The following is a 22,346-nucleotide window of genomic DNA, read 5'->3' on the forward strand; positions in this document are numbered from 1 at the left end:
CGTCGCATGTCCGCACGCGCCGTGGGCGACGGCGCGGTGAACGGATGCCCCGAACGGCCGGAGCCGCTACGCGGTGAGCCGCGCGACCGCCTCCGCCACCGCCACGGTCTCGCGATCGCCGGTGCGACGGTCCCAGAGCTCGACTTCGCCGTCGGCAGCGCCACGGCCCGCGATGACGATCTGCGGAACGCCGATCAGTTCGGCATCCGCGAACTTCACGCCCGGCGAGACCTTCACGCGATCGTCGAACAGCACGTCGCGACCGGCGGCCTCGAGGTCTGCGGACAGCGCCGCGGCGACCTCAGATGCCGCGGCATCGCGGCCCGCCGCGATCACGTGCACGTCGAACGGCGACACCGACGCGGGCCAGATGAGGCCCTTGTCGTCGTTGTTGAGCTCGGCGATGATCGCGAGGATGCGGGTCACGCCGATGCCGTACGAGCCCATCGTGACCGTGACGAGCTTGCCGTTCTCGTCCAGCACCTTGAGGCCGAGCGTCTCGGCGAAGAACCGGCCGAGCGCGAAGACGTGGCCGATCTCCATGCCGCGCGCGAGTTCGACCGGCCCCGACCCATCGGGAGCGGGGTCGCCGGCGCGCACGTTCGCGACCTCGACGAACCCGTCGGCGGTGAAGTCGCGACCAGCGACGAGCGAGTGCACGTGCTTCTCGTCGATGTTGGCGCCCGTGATCCACGACGTGCCGTCGACGACGCGGGGATCGAGGAAGTACCGGATGCCGGTGGCCGACTCCTCGCCGAGGATCGGACCCTGCGCCGACCAGGGGCCGATGTAGCCCTTGACCAGCAGCGGGTGCTTCTCGAAGTCCTCAGGGGTGGCCGCCTCGACCGCGGCGGGCGCGAACGCGACCTCCACGCGCTTGTCGTCGACGTCGCGGTCTCCGGGGATGCCGACGATCACGAGCTCACGCGTGCCGTCGAGGTGCGTGAGCGCGAGGACGACGTTCTTGAGCGTGTCGGCGGCCGAGTACTCGCCGTCGAGGTGCGCGTTGGCGTGCGCGACGAGGGTCTCGATCGTCGGGGTGTTCGGCGAGTCGAAGATCACGGGGTCGGCCAGCCCGTCGAACGGGATCGGCTCGGGCGCCAGCGTCGTGAAGGCCTCGACGTTCGCGGCGTACCCGCCGGCGGAGCGCACGAACGTGTCTTCGCCGACCGGGGTGGGGTGGAGGAACTCCTCCGAGCGCGCGCCGCCCATCAGGCCGTTGTCGGCCGCGACGATGACGTACTCGAGTCCGAGACCGGTGAAGATCCGCTCGTACGCGTCGCGCTGCGCCTGGTACGAGGCATCCTGGCCTTCGTCGGTGTAGTCGAACGAGTACGCGTCCTTCATCGTGAACTCTCGACCCCGCAGGAGCCCTGCGCGGGGGCGCGCCTCATCGCGGTACTTGTCCTGGATCTGGTAGATCGACAGAGGCAGATCCTTGTACGACGAGTACAGGTCCTTCACGAGGAGCGTGAACATCTCCTCGTGCGTCGGAGCGAGGAGGTAGTCGGCGCCGCGGCGGTCCTGCAGGCGGAAGATGCCGTCGCCGTAGGAGGTCCACCGGCCCGAGGCCTCGTAGGGCTCGCGCGGCAGAAGAGCCGGGAAGTGCACCTCGTACGCGCCGGCGTTCGCCATCTCGGCCCGGATGACGGCCTCGATGCGCGCCTTGACCTTGAGCCCGAGCGGCAGCCACGTGAAGATGCCCGGCGCAGCGCGCCGGATGTACCCGGCGCGGACGAGCAGCCGGTGACTTGTGACCTCGGCATCGGCCGGGTCTTCGCGGAGCGTGCGGAGGAAGTAGTGCGAGAGACGGGTGACCACGAGGGTCAAGCTTAGTTCTCGCGCCGCGCGGAGATCGTGCGCAATAGGCTGGCCCCGTGCCCGCCCGTCGCTCGCGCCTGGTCCCGTCGGCCGTGAGCGGTCAGCTCGCCGCCTCCCTGGCCGCCCTGCGCGGCGAGCTCGATCTACCGACCGGGTTCGCACCCGATGTGCTCGCCGAGGCCGAGGATGCGGCCCACCGCGTGTCGACGAACCCGGATGCCGCCCACCTCGCGGATCTGCGCGACATCGAGTTCGTCACGATCGACCCCGCCGGCTCCACCGACCTCGATCAGGCGCTGCACCTCGAGCGCACTCCTGAGGGTGCCGTGCTCCACTACGCGATCGCCGATGTCCCCGCCTTCGTGCGGCCGGGCGGAGCGGTGGATGCCGAGGCCCGCCGCCGAGGGCAGACGATGTACGCGCCGGACGGGCGCGTGCCCCTGCATCCCGAGACGCTGAGCGAGGATGCCGCCTCTCTCCTGCCCGACCAGGACCGGCGGGCCTACGTCTGGCGGTTCCTGCTCGATGACGGAGCGCGGCCCGTCGAGACGACCCTGACGCGTGCGGTGGTGCGCTCTCGCGCCCAGTGGAGCTACCGCGACGCGCAGCGCGCGATCGACGACGGGTCTGCGCCGGCTTCCCTCCGTGCACTCCCCTGGTTCGGCGCCGAGCGCGCGGCGCGGGAGAGCGAACGCGGCGGCGCGAGCTTGAACATCCCCGACACCGAAGTCGTGGCCGAGGACGGAGGCTACCGCCTCGTGCGCGGTCCCTCGCTCCCCGTGGAGGAGTGGAACGCCCAGGTGAGCCTTCTCACGGGCATGGCTGCGGCCGAGATCATGCTGGCGGGCGGCATCGGGATCCTGCGCACGATGCCGCCGGCGTCGGACGACGACCTCGCGGCGTTCCGCGTGGAGACCGTCGCGCTCGGCATCCCCTGGCGCTTCGACATGTCGTACGGAGAGTTCCTCCGCAGTCTCGACCGTGACGATCCCGCCGCCCTGGCGGTGAAGGATGCCGCGGCGGGCCTCTTCCGCGGCGCGGGCTATCTCGCGTTCGACGGAGACGTGCCGGACGACCCCCTGCAGGCGGCGATCGCGGCCCCCTACGCGCACACGACGGCGCCGCTGCGGCGACTCGTGGATCGCTGGTCGCTCGTGGTGTGTCACGCCCTGGCGTCGGGCGAACAGGTTCCGGACTGGGTCCGGGCGAGCCTTCCTGAGCTGCCGAAGCTGATGGCCCGCAGTTCGTCGATCTCCAGTCGACTGACCGGCGCGGCGATCGACCGCGTCGAGGCCGCCGTCCTGAGCGGCCGCGAAGGCGACGTCTTCACGGGCGCCGTCCTCGGGCGGAGAGGGAATGGGGTCAGGGTTCAGCTCGTGGATCCGCCGGCCCAGGTCACCGTCGCGGGCCTCGAGACGGCGTCGGGCTCTCTCGTGCGCCTGAGACTCGACCGCACAGACATCGCGACGGGAACCCTCGATTTCACCCTCGTCGACGGGGCCTGACGCTCAGCCCGCGGGTAGCGTGGGCCCATGACGACCGTGCTCCTCACCGGATTCGAGCCGTTCGGCGGCGACGCCGTCAACCCGTCGGGCGAGGCCGTCCACCTCGCGGCCGCCCAGTGGAGCGGACCGGAGGTGCTCGTGACGGCCGTGCTGCCGGTCACGTTCGATGGTGCGGCCACGGCGCTCGACGAGCTGCTCGACGAGCACGAGCCCGACGTCGTCATCGCTGTGGGGCTGGCAGGCGGACGCTCGGGCATCACCGTCGAGCGCGTGGCCCTCAATCTCGTCGACGCCCGCATCCCCGACAACGACGGCGCGCAGCCGATCGACGAGCCGTCGTTGTCCGATGCCCCCGCGGCGGTCTTCTCATCGCTGCCGGTGAAGGCGATCGTTCAGGATGCCGTCGCCGCCGGCATCCCGGCCAGCCTCTCCACGACGGCCGGGACGTTCGTGTGCAACCACGTGTTCTTCCGCGCGGCGGTGTGGGCGGAGGATTCCGGCCGCCGGGCGGGCTTCGTGCACGTGCCGTGGGGAACGGGTCAGGCCCCCGCCGACGAGCCCGAGCTTGCGGTGTCCGACATCGCACGGGCGCTGCTCATCGCGATCCGCACGACCCTCGACAGCGAGTCCGACGTGCAGGCCGTGGGCGGTTCGCTGCACTGAGCAGCTCAGGTGACGCCCGCGACGTCGGAGATTCTCGCGAAAGTCGGAGGATTCGAGACGAATTCTCCGACCGAAGCGCGTTTCTCCGACCGAACGCGCCAGCGAGCTCGAACAGGTCAGGCGGTGACGACCTGAGCGGTGCCGAGCGGAGCATCCGGGCCCATCTCGTCGGCGAGGCGGTTGGCCTCTTCGATGAGTGTCGCGACGATGTCGGCCTCGGGCACCGTCTTGATGACCTGGCCCTTCACGAAGATCTGACCCTTGCCGTTGCCCGACGCGACGCCGAGGTCGGCCTCGCGGGCCTCGCCCGGTCCGTTCACGACGCATCCCATGACCGCGACGCGCAGCGGGACGGACATGTCCTTCAGGCCTTCGGTCACGTCGTCCGCGAGCGTGTAGACGTCGACCTGCGCACGGCCGCACGACGGGCACGAGACGATCTCGAGCTTGCGCTCGCGGAGGTTGAGCGACTGCAGGATCTGGTGGCCGACCTTGACCTCTTCGGCGGGCGGCGCCGAGAGCGAGACGCGGATCGTGTCGCCGATCCCTTCGCCGAGCAGGATGCCGAAGGCCGTGGCGGACTTGATCGTTCCCTGGAACGCCGGGCCCGCCTCGGTCACGCCGAGGTGCAGCGGCCAGTCGCCCATCTGAGCCAGCAGTCTGTAGGCCTTCACCATCACGACGGGGTCGTTGTGCTTGACCGAGATCTTGAAGTCGTGGAAGTCGTGCTCCTCGAACAGCGAGGCCTCCCAGCGTGCGCTCTCCGCGAGCGCCTCGGGGGTGGCCTTGCCGTACTTCTGGAGGAGCCGCGGGTCGAGCGATCCGGCGTTGACGCCGATGCGCAGCGACACGCCGGCATCCTTCGCCGCCTTCGCGATCGCACCCACCTGGTCGTCGAACTTGCGGATGTTGCCGGGGTTGACGCGCACGGCCGCGCAGCCCGCGTCGATCGCCTGGAAGACGTACTTCGGCTGGAAGTGGATGTCGGCGATCACGGGGATCTGACTCTTCTTCGCGATGATGTGCAGAACGTCGGCGTCGTCCTGCGACGGCACCGCGACGCGCACGATCTCGCAGCCGGATGCCGTCAGCTCGGCGATCTGCTGCAGCGTCGCGTTGATGTTCGTCGTCGGCGTCGTGCACATCGACTGCACACTGATGGGCGCATCGCCGCCGACGAGCACCTTGCCGACCTTGATCTGGCGGCTCTTGCGACGGGGGGCGAGGACATCGGGCACTTTGGGCATCCCGAGATTCACAGCTGGCACTCCCCCAGCCTACGGCCCGCGACGCGCGGACGGCGGGTCCTCACTGTGGATCCGCCGGGTGAGGCAGGGCTCACGTCGTCTTCGCGACCCCGTCGCCGTCTCGGTGTACCTTGGTGCGCCATGAGCCTGAGCCATCGACTCGCCCGCATGACCGGCCGCGACACGAACGAGTCGCACCGGGCCGCGACACCGCTCGAGCTGCTGTTCGACCTCACGTTCGTGATCGCGTTCAGCCAGGCCGGATCCCAAGCCGCTCACCTGCTCGAGCTGGGGCACGTCGGCACCGGTGTGCTCGGGTTCGGCATCTCGATGTTCGCGGTCACCTGGGCCTGGATCAACTACTCCTGGCTGGCGAGTGCGTACGACAACGACGACCTGTTCTTCCGCCTCGCGACGCTCGTGCAGATGATCGGCGTCCTGGTGATGGCGCTCGGCTTCCCGCAGTTCTTCCACTCGCTCGACGAAGGACGCTACGTCGACAACTCGATCATGATCGCGGGCTACGTGGTCATGCGGTGCTCGACGATCGCGCTGTGGCTGCGCGCCGCCAAGCACGATCCGAGTCGGAGGTCGACGACCCTGACGTACGCCGTCTGGCTGTCGATCGTGCAGGTCGGCTGGCTCGTCGTGCTCATCGCCCATCAGTCGACGCCCGTCGCGCTCGCTCTCATGACGCTGCTCGTCGTGGCCGAGATGCTGGGCCCGTGGATCGCCGAGCGGAAGGGCCAGACTCCCTGGCACGCGCATCACATCGCCGAGCGCTACGGGCTGCTCGTGATCATCACGCTGGGTGAGGTGCTGCTCGGCACGATCCTCGCCATCTCCGCCGTCGTCGAGGTCGAGGGGTGGAGCGTGCAGGCGGTGCTGGTCGCGTTCGGCGGCACCGTGCTCGCATTCGGGATGTGGTGGTCGTACTTCGTGCTCCCCTCCGGCAGCATCCTGCATCGCCACCGGGGCCGCGCCTTCTTCTGGGGCTACGGCCACATCGTGCTGCTCGCGGCGATCGCCGGCGTGGGCGCGGGCCTGCATGTCGCGGCGAACGTCCTGTCGGACGAGGCGCACGTCGACGCCGTGTTCGCCCTCCTGTGCGTCGCGATCCCCTTGCTGATCTTCGAGCTGACGCTGTTCACGGTCTACTCGGTGCTCGTGCGGGAGTTCGATCCGTTCCACCTGTGGCTGCTGCTGGGTGCGCTCGTCGTGCTCGCCTCGAGCATCGTCGTCGCGCTGCTGGGCGGCTCGATCGGGGCCTCCATCGTCGGGCTGGCGATGTCGCCGGTGGTCATCGTCGTCGGGTACGAGCTGGTCGGACACCGTCACGAGGAGGAGGTCCTGCGTCGCAACGGCGCGCTGCCGTGAGCGGGGCCTGTGGTAGTTTCGGCGCATGCCCGCGAACATCACCTGGTGGCCCGCCTCCTAGGCGGTCGTTCGCGCGAACACAGACCGCTTCCGGGCGGTCTTCTTCGTTTCCAGGCTGACCGCCCGCCTGACGAAAGAACTTCGATGACCGGGTCCGCACCCCTCCCGATCCGCGAGCTCGCCGCGCGCGGCATCCCGTTCGCCCTCCTCGCCCGCGACGGAGACACCGTCGAGCTGCTGACGGGCGACGTCGTCGACGTCGAGCTCCTCGCCGACATCCCGCTCGTGGATGCCGGCGGAGTCGCCCGCGAGGTCCTCGCGCTCGTGCCGTTCCGTCAGGTGCGCGAGCGCGGGTTCGAGTGCCACGACGACGGCGCGCCGCTGCGGTGCCTCGTGGTCGACGCGCACACCGCGCTCCCGCGCTCCGAGGTCGTGGCGGAGCTCCCCTCGGCACCCGTTCCCCTGGAGGACGCGGGCTTCGACATCGCCGACGACGACTACGCCGACATCGTGCGCCGCGTCATCGCCGACGAGATCGGCCGCGGCGAGGGCGCCAACTTCGTGATCCGGCGCGATTTCACCGCATCGGTCGAGACGGATGCCGTCACGGCCGGCCTCACCTGGTTCCGGGCGCTCCTCGAGCACGAGCGCGGGGCGTACTGGACGTTCCTGATCTCCACTCCGGGTCACGTCGCGGTCGGGGCGAGCCCGGAGGCGCACGTGAGCGCGGAAGGGGATGTCGTGACGATGAACCCGATCTCGGGCACGTTCCGCCACCCCGCGGGAGGCGCGACGGCCGAGACCCTGACGGAGTTCCTGAGCTCGACGAAGGAGACCGAGGAGCTCTTCATGGTCGTCGACGAGGAGCTCAAGATGATGAGCGCCGTGTGCTCGGACGGCGGGCGCATCACCGGCCCCCATCTCAAGGAGATGTCGCGCCTCACCCACACCGAGTACGTGCTCCGCGGCCGCAGCCGACTGGACCCCCGCGACATCCTGCGCGAGACGATGTTCGCGCCGACGGTGACGGGCTCGCCCATGCAGAACGCGTGCACCGTCATCACGCGACACGAACGCTCGCCGCGCGGGTACTACTCCGGAGTGGCGGCGCTGTTCACTCCGCGCCCGTCGACACGCTCGGCGACCGCAGACGAGGGCTCCGGCTCCGATGCCGGATCGGCCGACGCGCCCACGCACGATCTCGATGCCCCGATCCTCATCCGGACGGCCTACCTCGTGGACGGTCGCCTGCGGGTGCCCGTCGGTGCGACGCTCGTGCGCCACTCCGATCCGTACGGAGAGGTCAGCGAGACGCACGGAAAGGCCGCGGGCGTGCTCGGCGCGATCGGCGCAGTCCCCCGCGACCAGCCGATCGAGGTCGACGAGGACGCCCCGGCGGCCGAGCCCGCCGTGCTCGCCGACGACCCCACGATCGCCGCCCTGCTCCACTCGCGCAACGCCCGGCTCGCCCAGTTCTGGCTCAACCCGCAGGACGCGACCGGAGAGGGTCCCTTCGCGGGCCGCTCCGCGCTCGTCGTCGACGCCGAGGACCGCTTCACCACGATGCTCGGCCATCAGCTGCGCCACCTCGGGCTCGACGTCGACATCGTGCACTGGAGCGATGTGACCGACGCCCAGGTGGATGACGCCGAGCTCATCGTCTCCGGCCCCGGCCCCGGAGACCCCCGCGATCCCGGGAGCGCGCGGATGCGCCGGATGCGCGAGGTCGTCGGCCGCCGACGGGAGGCCGGCCGCCCGCTCCTCGCCGTGTGCCTGAGCCACCAGATCCTCGCCGATTCGCTCGGCATCGATCTGGCACCGCTGGACGCCCCGCACCAGGGCCTGCAGAAGACGGTGGACGTCTTCGGCACGCCGGCCTCGATCGGCTTCTACAACACCTTCACGGCCACGGTGCACCCCGGCACCGCAGCGGCCGGGGAGACCGAGATCGCCGCGGACACGGAGACGGGCGCCGTCTACGCCCTGCGCGGTCCCGGGTACGCGTCGGTGCAGGGCCACCTCGAGTCGATCCTCTCGCGGGACGGCATGACGACCCTCGAGCGCCTGGTCGCGCACGCCCTGGCCTGACCGTCGCGGCGGTCACCGCCCCCGCTACGGAGAAGAGTCGACCCGCCGCGCGAGCAGCCGCCGCTCGGCCTCGTTGGCGGTCAGCTCGAGCGCCGCGAGGTCGGCGGCCATCGCGTCGTCGTCGCGCCCGAGGTCGCGGAGCACGGCGGCGCGCACCGCGTGCCACAGGTGGAACCCCGACAGCGCGGCGGCGAGCGCATCCAGCTCGGCGAGAGCGGCATCCGGACCCTCCACCCGCAGGAGTGCGACGGCGCGGTTGAGTCTCACGACCGGTGAACGGTCGTAGGCCAGCAGCATGTCGTACAGGGTCAGGACCTGCAGCCAGTCGGTGTCGGATGCGGAGGCGGCGTCGGCGTGGCATGCCGCGATGGCCGCCTGCAGCTGCCAGCGGCCGGGACGGCGGAGCATCGCCGCCCGCTCCAGGCGCCCGCGGGCCTCGCTCAGCATCGCCTCGTCCCAGCGGCGGCGGTCTTGCGCCTCGAGCAGCACCAGGTCGCCGTCGACCGCGCGGGCGTCCTCCCGCGCGCGGTGGAAGAGCAGGAGCGCGACAAGTCCGTGCGCCTCGGCTTCCCGGGGAAGGGCATCCGAGACCACCCGCGCGAGCCAGAGCGCGTCGTCGGCGAGATCGCGGTCGGCGGCGGCATCCGCCCCGGCGAGAAGATGGGCCTCGCTGTACATCACCGAGACCACCGTGAGCACGATGTCGAGCCGGTCGCGGCGCTCAGCGCCCTCCGGGACGCGGATCGGGATGCCGGCGGCGCCGATCTTGCGCTTGGCGCGCACGATGCGCTGGGCGGTGGCCTGCTCGGTCGACAGCGTCGCGCGGGCGATCTGAGTCGTCGTGAGGCCGCAGATCGCGCGCAGCGTCAGCGCCAGCTGCGCGTCGGCCGACAGCGCCGGATGACAGCATCCGAACAGGAGCGGAAGGCGCTCGTCGGCGTCCGCGGCTGCCGGCTCGGGGGCGACATCCGGTTCGGCGATCAGCACGAGCTTCGAGCGGTATGTCTTCTCGCGCCGCATCCGGTCGAGGGCGTTGTGCCTCGCCGTCTGCATCAGCCAGGCCCCGGGGCGGGGCGGGATGCCGCGCACCCGCCACTCCCGCAGGGCGTCCTCGACCGCCTCGGCCACGGCTTCCTCCGCGAGGTCGAGGCTGCGCAGCGACGCCGTCAACGACGCGACGATGCGACCGACCTCGGCGCGCACGACACGCGCGAGGAGCTGATCGGATGCCGCGGACCCGACCGGCGGGCCGCTGTCCGCGGCATCCGGTCCGCTCACTGCTCGAACTGGCTGTAGTCCGTCACCATCGGACGAAGCTCGACGGAGGTGCCTTCGAGCTCGAGCATCGGCCAGCTCTTGGCCAGCGCGATCGCCGCATCGATGTCGGGGACGTCGATGACGCTGAAGCCGCCGATGACCTCCTTCGCCTCGGAGAACGGGCCGTCCACGACGACCGGGCCGCCCGCCGAGTACTTGACGCTCGTCGCGGTGTCGTGGGGCATGAGCTCGGCGCCGGAGTCTGCGATCACGGCGCCGTGCTCCTCGTACCACTGGAAGATCCGCCCGTAGACCTCCTGCATGCGCTCCGGCGGCACGGCCGCATCGAGCTCAGGGGTCGAGGTGAACATGATGACGTACTTCACGGTCGTGTCCTTTCGTCAGAGGAACCGTTTCACCTCATCAGCGAACGGGCAAGCCCGTTCTCGACACGTCCGGAGAAATCAGTTCAGGATCGACACCGGGTTGAACAGATCGGCGAGGATCAGGACCGCCCCCATGACGATCAGCGCGATCACGACGACGAAGGTCAGCGGCACGAGCTTGGTCGCATCGACCGGCTTCGGCGGCGGCCGACGGAAGACCTTCGCCCACGTCCGCTTGATGCCCTCCCACAGCGCCACGACGACGTGTCCTCCATCGAGCGGCAGCAGCGGCACGAGGTTGAAGACGAACAGCGCGATGTTCAGCGACGCGAGGAGTCCGAGGAATCCCGCGACCCGATTGAGGATCGGCGCATCCACCGACGCCACCTGGCCCGACAGGATGCCGGCGCCGACGACGCTGAGCGGTCCGTCCGGATCGCGCTCCTGACCCGTGAAGAGGTCGACGGCGGTGTCGTACACCTTGACCGGCAGCTGCCAGATGACGTTCGCGACCGCCCCGACGTTCTCCACCGCGGTCTGCGCGCCGACCCAGATGGGCTGGCGGACGTACTCGGCGGTGGGACGGATGCCGAGGAATCCGATGTCCTGCGTCGCGCCGTCCTCCCCCGCCGCCTGGATGGTCGCCGGCGTCACGGTGACGGTGCGCTCGACACCGTCACGGGCCACCACGAGCGACAGCGGACTGCCCGGCGAGGCCTGCACCAGCTCGGAGACCTCGTCGAACGTGGAGACCGGCGTGCCGTCGACCGAGACGATCGTGTCGCCGGGCTCGAGGCCCGCGGCCGCCGCGGGGGCAGGCGCCGCATCCGCCGCGCACTCCGACGTGCCGGCGACCGGCACGCACTCGCTGAGCTGCGACACCGTCGGGACGGCCGTCTGCAGCCCGACTCCGGAGAACAGGATCGTGAACAGCACGATCGCGAACAGGAAGTTCATGATCGGTCCGCCGAGCATGATGACGACGCGCTTCCAGACGGGCAGCTTGTAGAAGACGCGGTCGTCGTCCCGGCCCTCGAGCGTCTCGTCGTTGGCGGACCGTGCGTCCTGCACCATCGTGGCGAAGAATCCGCCGCCGGCGCGGCCGTTCTGGGTGCCGGCGGCCTCTGCGGCGAGCTCCTTCGGCGACGGGGGGTACATGCCCGCCATCGAGATGTAACCGCCGAGCGGAATGGCCTTGACACCGTACTGCGTCTCTCCGCGGCGCTTCGACCACAGCGTCGGGCCGAATCCGATCATGTACTGCCCCACGCGCACGCCGAACTTCTTCGCGGGCCACAGGTGGCCGAGCTCGTGCAGAGCGATGGAGACGGCGAGGCCCACGACCATGAGCAGGATGCCGATGATGAAGGCGAGGACGGTCACACGCACACGCTACCCTCGCGATGCTCCGAACACGCCCAGCGAGGGCTGGGCGTGCGCCCAGCGCGTCTCCCCGCCTCCCGAACGAGAGTCGGGACGCGACGTGGGTGCAGAGCGCGCCGGATGAGATGATGGTTCGGCCATGCCGACCGCCGCACCCTCGAACCTCCCGCCCGTGCTCCGACCGGAGCATCCGCCGGTGCGTTCCCTCGACGATCTCGCCGCCCGCTTCTCCGGAGAGGTGCACGGGGATGCCTCCGGGGTGACCCTGTCGGGCATCACGCTCGCCACCGCCGATCTGCGCGCGGGCGAGGCGTTCGTCGCGATCCGCGGAGCGACCCGGCACGGTGCCGAGTTCGCCGCGCAGGCCGCCGAGAAGGGCGCCGTCGCGATCGTCACGGATGCCGAGGGAGCGGAGCTCGCGGCATCCGCGGGGCTTCCCCTCGTCGTCGTCGACCACCCGCGCGGGCTCCTCGGCGAGCTCTCGGCCTGGGTCTACGGCACCGGCGCCGACGACGAGCTCCCGCTGATGTTCGGAACCACCGGCACGAACGGCAAGACCAGCGTGTCGCACCTGCTCGAGGGGATCCTGGGCCAGCTCGGCGTGGTCACCGGACTGTCGTCGACGGCAGAGCGGCACATCGCCGGCCAGGTCATCGTGTCGCGGCTCACGACACCCGAAGCATCCGAGTTCCACGCGCTGCTCGCCCTCATGCGCGAGCGCGGTGTCGAAGCCGTCGCCGTCGAGGTGAGCGCGCAGGCCCTGAGCCGCCACCGCGTCGACGGACTCGTGTTCGACGTCGCGGGCTTCACCAACCTGTCGCATGACCACCTCGACGACTACGCCGACATGCGCGAGTACTTCGAGGCCAAGCTCCCGCTCTTCCGCCCCGACCGCGCCCGCCGCGCCGTCATCTCGCTCGACTCCGCACCCGGGGCGGAGGTCGCGGCCCGGTCCGAGATCCCGTACGTCACGATCATCACGCCCGACATCGCCGCCGATCCCACGGCGGATGCCGATTGGACCGTCGCGATCGGCGAAGAGCGCCAGAACGGCACGGAGTTCACCCTCACGGCGCGCGACGGTCGGTCGCTGTCGACCGTGGTGCCCGTCATCGGTCCGCACATGGCCGCGAACGCCGGACTCGCGATCGTGATGCTGCTCGAGGGCGGCTACACCTGGGAGGCCCTCGTGGCGGCCCTCGACGGCCGACGGGTCGAGGCCTACCTCCCCGGCCGCACCCAGCTCGTCTCGGGCGACCGGGGTCCCGCCGTCTACGTCGACTTCGGGCACTCCCCCGACGCGTTCGAGAAGACGCTGGCCGCGGTCCGCCGTGTGACGCCCGGCACGGTCGTCATGCTCTTCGGCGCAGACGGCGACCGCGACGCGACGAAGCGCCACGACATGGGTCGCACCGCCGTCGAGGGCAGCGACATCCTGATCGTCACCGACCACCACCCGCGGTTCGAGAACCCCGACACGATCCGCGAGACGCTCGTGGAGGGCGCGCGGCTCGCGCGGCCGGATGCCGAGATCCACGAGTACTCGCCGCCCGAACGCGCGATCATCGAGGCCGTGAAGCTCGTCGGCGAGGGCGACGCGATCCTGTGGGCCGGCCCGGGTCACCAGGATTACCGGGATGTGCGCGGTGTCCGCACCCCCTACTCGGCCCGGGAGCTCTCCCGTCGAGCGCTGATCGCCGCCGGCTGGCCGGCTCCGGATCCGGTCTGGCCCGTTCCCTATCCCGACGACGAGACGCCTCTGTCCGACCCGACGCGCGAGTGGCGCTGAGACCGCCGCAGGCCGTTCCGGCGGTGTGGTGAGGCCACGAAGAGGGGATGCTCCGGCATCCCCTCTTCGTCGTTCCGGAGGGCCTGGGCATGACGGGACCTTCGACCCCTTGCATGTGGTCTGACCACAGGAGTAGCGTGAAGGCGTACTCCCCCGAGGAGGAAGGAAGCGAACCCCATGTCCACCATCATCGAGACCCACGAGGCCGACGCGATGCCCGCCGCCTGGAACGGCTTCACCGCCGGTCCCTGGCAGGACGCGATCGACGTCCGGGACTTCATCCAGCGCAACTACACCCCCTACGACGGCGACTCCGCCTTCCTCCAGGGCGCCACCGCCCGCACGACGCGGATGTGGGACACCCTCTCGGCGATGTTCCCCGAAGAGCGCGAGAAGGGGATCTACGACGTCGACACCCACACGCCCGCCGGCATCACCGCGCACGCGCCCGGGTACATCGCGAGAGACGACGAGCTCATCGTGGGCCTCCAGACCGACGCGCCCCTCAAGCGCGCCATCATGCCCAACGGCGGATGGCGCATGGTCGAAGGCGCACTGGACACCTACGGCTACGAGATCGACGAGAACCTCCGCGAGGTGTTCACGAAGTACCGCAAGACGCACAACGAAGCGGTCTTCGACGCGTACTCGCCGAACGTGCGCGCGGCCCGCTCGTCGCACATCATCACGGGCCTCCCCGACGCGTACGGCCGCGGACGCATCATCGGCGACTACCGCCGCGTCGCTCTCTACGGCGTCGACGGACTCATCGCCGCGAAGAAGCTCGACAAGCTCGAGCTCGACACGACGCCGTTCACGGAAGAGGTCGTGCGCATGCGGGAGGAGCACGCGGAGCAGATCCGCGCGCTCGGAGAGCTGAAGCAGATGGCGGCCTCCTACGGCTTCGACATCTCGCGTCCGGCCGCCACCGCCCGCGAGGCCGTGCAGTGGCTGTACTTCGCGTACCTCGCCGCCGTCAAGGAGCAGAACGGCGCGGCGATGTCGCTGGGCCGCACCTCGACCTTCCTCGACGTGTTCATCCAGCGCGACCTCGAGGCCGGCATCCTGAGCGAGATCGAGGCTCAGGAGATCATCGACGACTTCGTCATCAAGCTGCGCATCGTGCGGTTCCTGCGCACTCCCGAGTACGACGCGCTGTTCTCCGGCGACCCGACGTGGGTCACCGAGACGATCGGCGGCATGGGCGAAGACGAGCGACCGCTGGTCACGAAGAACTCGTTCCGCTTCCTGCAGACGCTGTACAACCTGGGGCCCGCACCCGAGCCGAACATGACGGTCTTCTGGAGTCCGGCGCTGCCGCAGGGATTCAAGGACTACTGCGCCCAGGTCTCGATCGACACCTCCGCGGTGCAGTACGAGTCCGACGAGACGATCCGCTCGGCGTGGGGGGATGACGCCGCCATCGCGTGCTGCGTGTCGCCCATGCGCATCGGCAAGCAGATGCAGTTCTTCGGCGCGCGCGTCAACCTGGCCAAGACCCTGCTGTACGCCATCAACGGCGGCAAGGACGAGGTGTCCGGCAAACAGGTCTCCCCGGTCGCGGCTCCCGTCGCCGACGCACCGCTGGACTTCGACGACGTGATGGAGAAGTTCGACAAGACCATGGACTGGCTGGCCGAGACGTACGTCGAGGCACTCAACTGCATCCACTGGTCGCACGACAAGTACGCCTACGAGCGCATCGAGATGGCGCTGCACGACAAGGACGTGCTGCGCACGATGGCCTGCGGGATCGCCGGCCTGTCGGTCGCCGCCGATTCGCTGTCGGCCATCAAGTACGCCACCGTCACGCCGATCCGCGACGAGCGGGGCATCGTGGTCGACTACGCCACCGAGGGCGACTTCCCGTCCTACGGCAACGACGACGACCGCGCGGACGACATCGCGGTGGACCTCGTCGAGCGCTTCATGGCGAAGATCCGGCGTCACCCGATGTACCGAGACGCCCTTCCGACGCAGTCGGTGCTGACGATCACGTCCAACGTGGTCTACGGCAAGGCGACGGGCAACACCCCGGACGGCCGCCGCGCCGGCCAGCCCTTCGCCCCGGGAGCGAACCCGATGAACGGACGCGACACCCACGGGATGCTCGCCTCCGCCCTGTCTGTGGCCAAGCTGCCCTACGACCAGTCGCAGGACGGCATCTCGCTGACGAACACCGTGGTGCCGCAGGGACTCGGCCGCACCCGCGACGAGCGCATCGCGAACCTCGCGGGGCTCCTGGACGCCTACATCGGCGCCCACGGCTACCACATGAACGTCAACGTGCTGAACCGGGAGACCCTCGAGGACGCCATGGCGCACCCCGAGAACTATCCGCAGCTGACGATCCGGGTGTCCGGCTACGCCGTGAACTTCGTCCGGCTCACGCGCGAGCAGCAGCTCGACGTGCTGTCGCGCACGTTCCACGCGGCGTGACTCCGAAGCACCGAGCCGAACAGAGCCGATGACATGGCCGCGATGATGATCCGGGTGTCCCCGCCCGGGGCGGGGAGCGCACCGCTCCCCGCCGATGCGACGCGCCTCGACGCCCCCGCCTCGCGCGGACGGGGCGTCGGGCGCGCGCCGTCGGCACCGCGCGCCGGCCACGGGCTCGACGGGCTCGACGTCGTCGAGGTGGAGCGCGCTGAGCGCCTCGCCGCGATGCGATCGGGCGAGCTCGGCTCGGTGCATTCGTGGGAGCTCGTCACCGCGGTCGACGGCCCGGGAACCCGCCTCACGACGTTCCTCAGCGGCTGCCCGCTGCGCTGCCTCTACTGCCACAACCCCGACACGTTCGCGATGAAGGACGGCACGCCGGTCACGGCGGAGGAGCTGCTGTCGCGGATGCGTCGCTACCTCGGCGTGTTCCAGGCCACGGGCGGCGGGATCACCCTCTCGGGAGGCGAAGTGCTCATGCAGCCCGCCTTCGCCGCACGGATCCTGCACGGGGCGCACGAGCTCGGCATCCACACGGCGATCGACACGTCGGGCTATCTCGGGGCGAACGCGAGCGACGACCTGCTCGACGACGTCGACCTCGTGCTGCTCGACGTCAAGGCGGGCGACGAGGAGACGTACGCGCGGACGACGAGCCGCGAACTCCAGCCGACGCTCGACTTCGGGCGACGACTGGCGGCGCGCGGACTCACCGGGCACGGCCCGGAGGTGTGGATCAGATTCGTCCTGGTGCCGGGACTCACCGACGCGTGGGAGAACGTCGAGAGGATCGCGGAGTACGCGTCGTCCCTGAACGGCATCCGCCCCGGAACCGTCACGCGCGTCGAAGTGCTGCCGTTCCACCAGATGGGCCGCTCCAAGTGGGAGGCCATCGGGCGGGACTACGAGCTCGACGGCACGGCTGCCCCGAGCGTCGAGCTCACCGAGCGGGTGCGCGTCCAGTTCCGCGCGCACGGCCTCACGACCTACTGACCGCGGCTTCCCCACCCGCGGTCGAGGAGCCCAACGGCGGGCTGTTCCGACCGGCCTGCTCGCGATCGCTTCGTGAGCGGGCCGGTCGATGCTCTCCCGGCCGCGTCAGAGGTGGCGGACGCGAGGCACTCCCTTCGCGATCGCCTGATCCGCCGCATCCCGAGCCCATGTCTCGGCCTCGGCGAGGGACTCGCGAGTGAGCTCACCCGGGGCCTCGTGCTGGTCGACGACATGCTCGACCGCGGCGACGATGCCGAGGAACGGCAGGCGCCCTTCATGGAAGGCGTTGACGGCCTGCTCGTTCGCCGCATTGAACACGGCGGGGTAGGTGCCGCCCGCGCGTCCGACGCGCTTGGCGAGGCGGACCGCGCCGAAGGCATCCTCGTCGAGGGGCTCGAACGTCCACGACGAGGCGATCGTCCAGTCCAGCGGCGCGCCCACCCCGGGCACCCGGTGCGGCCAGTCGAGCCCGAGCGAGATGGGCAGCCGCATGTCGGGCGGAGAGGCCTGCGCGATCGTGGATCCGTCGACGAACTCCACCATGGAGTGCACGATCGACTGCGGATGCACCACGACGGCGATGTCGTCGTAGGGCACGCCGAAGAGCAGATGCGCCTCGATGACCTCGAGCCCCTTGTTCACCAGGGTCGCCGAGTTCGTCGTGACGACCCGGCCCATGTCCCACGTGGGGTGCGCGAGCGCCTCCGCCGGGGTGACGTTCTCCAGCTCGTAGCGCTTGCGTCCGCGGAACGGTCCGCCCGAGGCCGTCAGGACGAGCCGTCCCACTTCGCCGTGGACGCCCGAGCGCAGGGCCTGCGCGATCGCGGAGTGCTCGGAGTCGACCGGGACGATCTGCCCGGGTGCGGCGAGCGCGGTCACGAGATCGCCGCCCACGATGAGGGACTCCTTGTTGGCGAGGGCGAGCGTGCGCCCGCACTCCAGGGCCGCCAGGGTGGGGCCGAGCCCGACGGAGCCAGTGATGCCGTTGAGCACGACGTCGGCCTCGACATCCCGCACCAGCTGCTCCGCCTCGGTTGCGCCGAGCGCCGTGTGCTCGACGCCGAACTCCTCGGCCTGCGCCTGGAGAGCCTCGCGGTTCGATCCCGCCGAGAGCCCGACCACCTCGAATCGATCCGCGTTGGCCCGGATGACGTCGAGCGCCTGCGTTCCGATCGAGCCTGTCGAGCCGAGGATCAGTACGCGTCGCATCCTCCGAGCCTACCGAGCGCGACGATCGAGGCCGCTTCGGGAAGCCGGGCTGTATCAGCGTCCCCGCGACTCCGCTCTTCCCCGTGACGCCCGCGACCGCGCGGACGGATGGGAGACGCAGTCATGGCAACGAGCAGCATCCTCACGGTCCACGTCACGGCGATGGACGGCGCGCCCGTCTCGGGAGCCCGGGTCACGCGCACGGACGCCGAGCGCTCCCGGGTCACCGTGGAGACGGATGCGCGGGGCAGAGCCGTGTTCGACGCGCTGCCGACCACGCCGGCGTCGATCTCGGTCATCGCCGACGGGCTGGCTCCCGATGCGCGTGACATCGGCGGCGGCTATCCGCACCGAGACGACGGCGTGGAGCAGTTCGTGCTCGGCCCGGTCGGATGGCCGTCGTACTTCCGGGGGCGCGTGCGCGTGCCGTTCCGCCCCGTGCTCGACGCGATCGGCGTGCGCACGGTGTCACCCGACGCCGCGGCCCCCGATGCGCCCGGGATCGAGGTCGTCGAGTTCGCCGACCCGACGATCAGGGCGCTGCGCATCGCCGACCTGGAGAGCGAGCCGGATGCCGATGAGCCCGGTGCATTCTCCCGCCGCGCGCGGGCGATCGACGACGCCGTGCGCGACATGATCCGTCGCACGGCCGACGCGCCCGGTGTCGAAGAGGTCGGGGCCTTCGTGCAGCTCTCCGACCGATCGGCTTCGTTCCTCACCGGCACCGTGCACGTGTCCCTGCTCCCGGGCGAGGCCGATGCCGTCGACCTCGCCGCCCGGCACGGGTTCGAGGTCGTCAAGCGCTTCTCGGCCCTGCCGAACACCTACCTCCTCCGCTCGCCGGAGGGCGGAGGCTACGACCTGCTCGCGAAGGTCGAGCGGCTCGCCGCCGAACCCGGCGTGCGCTATGCCGAGCCCGACCTCGCCTCCACGGTGATCCCCGACACGGTCACCCCGAACGACTTCCTCTTCCCGCAGCAGTGGGACTTCCCGCTCGAGGGGATCCCCGATGCCTGGCAGGTCCTCCGCGACCTCGACCCCTCGCGCACGTTCGGCGACCCCGACCTCATCGTCGCCGTCGTCGACAACGGCGTCGACCCCGGACATCCCGCGATCGGGGGAACCGTGTCGGACGGCCGCGACAAGATCGTCCAGCTGTTCGACTTCGGTCTCATGGTCGACAACCACAACGCCACGAACGCCGGCGTCTCCCCCGATCACGGCATGTGCTGCGCATCGGCGATCACCGGCCGCGACGACGACGCCACCGGGATCTCGGGGGTGGCGGGAAACACGCGGCTGCTGGCGACGCGGCACCCGGGAACCGAGGCGCGCTACGCGGAGGTCTACCTGTGGCTCGCCGGGCTCGATGCCGACAGCACGGCGACCGGCTTCCCGGCGCAGCTGGCGCAGGGGGCCGCCGTCATCACCAACAGCTTCGGCTTCAGCGTCGACGCGCCGATCTCCGCGCTCATGCAGGACACGTTCGATGCCGTGACCGACGACGGCCGCGACGGTCTCGGCACGCTCCTGTTCTTCTCGGCCGGCAACGACACCGTCGACCTCGACGGCAGCACCACGGCGGCCTTCGACGGCCCGAACCGCCGACCCTGGAGCATGTACCCGCGCTGCTACGGCGTGGCCGCGGCCTCCATCGAGCCCGACGGTGTCACCCAGCGCAAGACCTGGTACAGCAACTGGGGCTCCACCGTCGACTTCTGCGCCCTCTCGAACGACGCCGAGATGCCCGGCCACAACCCTCCGGGCAGCTGGGGCGCGTTCACCGCGACGCACCGCACGACGCCCGGCGGCACGGCCGTTCCCGGTACTGCCGCCTCCGCCACGACGCTGCGTGCAGCGAGCGCCGCGGGCGCGACGACCATCGACGTCGACAGCGTCGCAGGGGCCGTCGTGGGCGGGTCTGTGCTCGTCGGACCGGCGAGTGCGATGACCTCGCGCGGCCGCACGATCTCGTCGGTCGATGCCGGCAACCGTCGGATCGGGCTGAACATGGCCCTGCCCGCCGGCTTCGCGAACGGTTCCCCCGTCGCTTTCGCCGACCGTGCGTGGCGGACCGACTTCGGCGGCACGTCGTACGCCACCCCCGTCACGGCCGGCGTCGCCGCGCTCATGCTGACCGCGAACCCGCAGCTCGACTGGCAGCAGGTGGGCGACATCCTCAAGGAGACGGCGGTGCACATCGACGCCGCCAACACGGACGCCGACGGCCGCTGGCGCGACGTCAACGGACTCGTCTCGACCGACGCGGGCTACCTCGGTCCGGCCTTCAGCGAGTGGTACGGCGCGGGGCGCATCGACGCGCTGGCCGCCGTCCGTCGCGCGGCCTGGACGGCGGACCTCGTGACGCAGACGCTCGACTTCAACGACATCCCCGAGGGCGAGACCACGTTCCGCGCCGTGCGCGTCGACGTGCACAGCCTCCACGCCTCCACGCTCTCGGTGGTGACGCCGCCGTCGGCTCCGTTCAGCCTCCCGCTGGGCTCCACCGACTCGCTCGCCGGCACCGCTCTCTACGCGATGCTCGAGGAAGGCCTCATCTGGGTCGCCTTCACCGGCACGACCGCGGGAGCCACGGCATCCGGAAGCATCACGGTGCGCCACGATCAGACCGATCAGACGTGGACGATCCCGATCCAGGCGAACACCGTCGCCCCCGTCACGGCCGCGGTGATGCTCGTGCTCGATCGCTCGGGATCGATGGATGCCGCATCCGGGGTCGCGTCGGCGACGCGCATGGACGTGCTGCACTACTCGGCGAACATCCTCGTGGACTACGTGCAGGAGGGGGATGCGGTGGGCATCGTGGCATTCGACACCGATGCCGCGCCCGTGCTCGTGCCGCCCGCAGGACCACTCGCCGCACCCGCGGCGGGCATCGACATCGCTCGCGACATGCTGCGCGACGAGATCGACCTCTTCACCACCAACACCGCGGGGATGACCTCGATCGGCGACGGCCTCGAGCTCGGGCAGAGCGAACTGAACCCGGTCACCGGCTACGACACGAAGTCCACCATCGTCTTCACCGACGGATTCGAGAACCGCGACAAGTTCCTCCGCGACGTCGCGGGCTCGATCACCGATCGCACGTTCGCGGTCGCGCTGGGTCGCGCGGAGAACATCAAGCCGGCCGCCCTCACGACGGTCACCGCAGGCACGGGCGGATACTGCGTCTTGACGGGCGATCTCGGCCCCGACAGCCGCTATCGACTGGCGAAGTACTTCCTGCAGGTTCTCGCCGGCGTCAAGAACCACGAGGTCGTCGTCGACCCGCCGGTCGCCGTCCTTCCCGGTCAGACGGTGGACGTTCCGTTCGCGGTCACCGAGACCGACATCACGCTGGATGTCGTGCTCCTCACGCGGTATCCGTGGCTCGTGTCGCTCACCCTCATCACGCCCGACGGCGACGTCGTCGACCCCGGATTCGTCGACGGACTGGGAGGGCGCAACTACACGCGCGTCGGCGACGAAGTCGTCTACTACCGCGTCACCGTGCCGACGCCGATCGGCTCCGGAGCGCACGAGGGAACCTGGCTCGCCCGTGTGGAGCTGCCGAAGGATGCCGTCCGCCGCGCGACGAAGCACGAAGGCGTCACGCGGGAGGAGCTGGCCGAGATCCGCCGCAGCGGCGTCGAGGGGATGCTCCTCGTGCACGCGTCGAGCAGCCTGCGCATGGCGGTCGACCTCCGGCAGGACTCGTTCGAGCCAGGAGCCAAGCTGCTCCTGCACGCGACGCTGACCGAGTACGGCATCCCCGTCGATGCGAGGGCGACCGTCACGGCGACCGTGACCGACCCCTCCGGTGCCGTGATCACGGTCGGTCTCGCCGAAGTCGCCCCCGGGGTCTTCGAAGAGGCGCTCGGCGCCCCGTTCCCGGGCGTCTGGACGGTGCTGTTCCAGGCGGAGGGCAAGACTCTGCGGGGCTCGCGGTTCACCCGTGAAGGGGTGCGGACCGCGGCGGTCTGGCGGGGCGGTGACACCGAGGAGCCGAAGGAGGGCGAGGAGCCCACGCCGAAGCGCCGGCGCGAACGCGAGGCCCTCCGCGCCCTCTTGCAGGATGCGAAGCTGCAGAGCGCCGTGCGACGCCGACTGACCGCCGTCGGGATCGCCGCCGACGACCTCGTCGACGACTGACGGTCCACAGGCGACGACGGCCCCGCGGATGCCG

At 70.5% G+C, this 22,346-nt stretch carries 14 protein-coding genes; 8 read left to right on the forward strand and 6 right to left on the reverse strand.

Annotated features, from left to right (window positions below; genetic code table 11):
* Positions 1 to 66: 66 nt before the first annotated feature.
* Positions 67 to 1,821, reverse strand: coding sequence for a proline--tRNA ligase (locus B0B14_RS09190; protein ID WP_076681093.1), 1,755 nt, complete (start codon positions 1,819 to 1,821; stop codon positions 67 to 69).
* Between the two features lie 56 nt (positions 1,822 to 1,877).
* Here B0B14_RS09190 and B0B14_RS09195 point away from each other — a divergent pair, with 56 nt between their 5' ends.
* Together B0B14_RS09195 and pcp are read left to right on the forward strand one after the other, a co-directional pair.
* Entirely contained in the window at positions 1,878 to 3,326 is a 1,449-nt protein-coding gene (locus tag B0B14_RS09195; RefSeq protein ID WP_076681094.1) for an RNB domain-containing ribonuclease, read from the forward strand.
* A 27-nt stretch (positions 3,327 to 3,353) separates the two neighbouring features.
* Positions 3,354 to 3,989, forward strand: a complete 636-nt coding sequence (pcp, locus tag B0B14_RS09200; RefSeq protein WP_179085279.1) for a pyroglutamyl-peptidase I — start codon at positions 3,354 to 3,356, stop codon at positions 3,987 to 3,989.
* Between the two features lie 116 nt (positions 3,990 to 4,105).
* On the opposite strand, the gene ispG is transcribed toward pcp, so the two are convergent.
* Entirely contained in the window at positions 4,106 to 5,257 is a 1,152-nt protein-coding gene (ispG, locus tag B0B14_RS09205) for a flavodoxin-dependent (E)-4-hydroxy-3-methylbut-2-enyl-diphosphate synthase (protein WP_179085280.1), read from the reverse strand.
* 147 nt (positions 5,258 to 5,404) lie between these two features.
* On the opposite strand from ispG, the gene B0B14_RS09210 reads away from it, so the two are divergent.
* Entirely contained in the window at positions 5,405 to 6,613 is a 1,209-nt protein-coding gene (locus B0B14_RS09210; RefSeq protein WP_256714317.1) for a low temperature requirement protein A, read from the forward strand.
* A 144-nt stretch (positions 6,614 to 6,757) separates the two neighbouring features.
* Complete coding sequence (locus B0B14_RS09215) at positions 6,758 to 8,701, forward strand: anthranilate synthase family protein (protein ID WP_076681096.1); 1,944 nt, start codon at positions 6,758 to 6,760, stop codon at positions 8,699 to 8,701.
* 24 nt (positions 8,702 to 8,725) lie between these two features.
* Here the strand turns inward: B0B14_RS09215 and B0B14_RS09220 are convergent, their stop codons facing one another.
* The 3 genes from B0B14_RS09220 to B0B14_RS09230 form a co-directional block, all read right to left on the reverse strand.
* A complete protein-coding gene (locus B0B14_RS09220; protein WP_076681097.1) occupies positions 8,726 to 9,979 on the reverse strand; it encodes an RNA polymerase sigma factor in 1,254 nt (417 codons plus the stop codon).
* A complete protein-coding gene (locus B0B14_RS09225; RefSeq protein WP_076681098.1) occupies positions 9,976 to 10,344 on the reverse strand; it encodes a YciI family protein in 369 nt (122 codons plus the stop codon). The genes B0B14_RS09220 and B0B14_RS09225 overlap by 4 nt, the downstream gene beginning before the upstream one ends.
* Positions 10,345 to 10,422: 78 nt before the next feature.
* Positions 10,423 to 11,727 (reverse strand): M50 family metallopeptidase, encoded by a 1,305-nt coding sequence (locus B0B14_RS09230; RefSeq protein ID WP_076681099.1) that lies wholly within the window; start codon positions 11,725 to 11,727, stop codon positions 10,423 to 10,425.
* A 139-nt stretch (positions 11,728 to 11,866) separates the two neighbouring features.
* Here B0B14_RS09230 and B0B14_RS09235 point away from each other — a divergent pair, with 139 nt between their 5' ends.
* The 3 genes from B0B14_RS09235 to pflA all read left to right on the forward strand — a co-directional run bounded on the left by B0B14_RS09235 (position 11,867) and on the right by pflA (position 16,948).
* Positions 11,867 to 13,516 carry a Mur ligase family protein gene (locus B0B14_RS09235; RefSeq protein WP_179085281.1) on the forward strand — a complete coding sequence of 550 codons (1,650 nt, stop codon included), beginning with the start codon at positions 11,867 to 11,869 and terminating at the stop codon, positions 13,514 to 13,516.
* Positions 13,517 to 13,693: 177 nt separating this feature from the next.
* Positions 13,694 to 15,955: a formate C-acetyltransferase gene (pflB, locus tag B0B14_RS09240; RefSeq protein ID WP_076681100.1), complete on the forward strand. Its 2,262-nt coding sequence runs from the start codon at positions 13,694 to 13,696 to the stop codon at positions 15,953 to 15,955.
* 45 nt (positions 15,956 to 16,000) lie between these two features.
* Positions 16,001 to 16,948, forward strand: coding sequence for a pyruvate formate-lyase-activating protein (gene pflA / locus B0B14_RS09245; protein WP_256714343.1), 948 nt, complete (start codon positions 16,001 to 16,003; stop codon positions 16,946 to 16,948).
* Positions 16,949 to 17,053: 105 nt separating this feature from the next.
* Here pflA and dxr read toward each other — a convergent pair whose 3' ends face one another.
* Positions 17,054 to 18,157, reverse strand: coding sequence for a 1-deoxy-D-xylulose-5-phosphate reductoisomerase (dxr, locus tag B0B14_RS09250; protein ID WP_076681102.1), 1,104 nt, complete (start codon positions 18,155 to 18,157; stop codon positions 17,054 to 17,056).
* Positions 18,158 to 18,280: 123 nt separating this feature from the next.
* Between dxr and B0B14_RS09255 the strand changes: the two genes are divergently transcribed.
* Positions 18,281 to 22,312 carry a S8 family serine peptidase gene (locus B0B14_RS09255; protein ID WP_076681103.1) on the forward strand — a complete coding sequence of 1,344 codons (4,032 nt, stop codon included), beginning with the start codon at positions 18,281 to 18,283 and terminating at the stop codon, positions 22,310 to 22,312.
* The last annotated feature ends 34 nt before the right edge of the window (positions 22,313 to 22,346 follow it).

The organism is Microbacterium sp. RU33B (genome assembly GCF_900155915.1).
In the GTDB taxonomy this organism is placed as follows: Bacteria; Actinomycetota; Actinomycetes; order Actinomycetales; family Microbacteriaceae; genus Microbacterium.

Excerpts from the sequence above, each read along its gene's own strand:
- pcp (WP_179085279.1), top strand. The coding sequence starts at position 3,354 with ATGACGACCGTGCTCCTCACCGGATTCGAGCCGTTCGGCGGCGACGCC.
- B0B14_RS09210 (WP_256714317.1), top strand. The coding sequence starts at position 5,405 with ATGACCGGCCGCGACACGAACGAGTCGCACCGGGCCGCGACACCGCTC.
- B0B14_RS09215 (WP_076681096.1), top strand. The coding sequence starts at position 6,758 with ATGACCGGGTCCGCACCCCTCCCGATCCGCGAGCTCGCCGCGCGCGGC.
- B0B14_RS09235 (WP_179085281.1), top strand. The coding sequence starts at position 11,867 with ATGCCGACCGCCGCACCCTCGAACCTCCCGCCCGTGCTCCGACCGGAG.
- pflB (WP_076681100.1), top strand. The coding sequence starts at position 13,694 with ATGTCCACCATCATCGAGACCCACGAGGCCGACGCGATGCCCGCCGCC.
- pflA (WP_256714343.1), top strand. The coding sequence starts at position 16,001 with ATGATCCGGGTGTCCCCGCCCGGGGCGGGGAGCGCACCGCTCCCCGCC.
- dxr (WP_076681102.1), bottom strand. The coding sequence starts at position 18,157 with ATGCGACGCGTACTGATCCTCGGCTCGACAGGCTCGATCGGAACGCAG.
- B0B14_RS09255 (WP_076681103.1), top strand. The coding sequence starts at position 18,281 with ATGGCAACGAGCAGCATCCTCACGGTCCACGTCACGGCGATGGACGGC.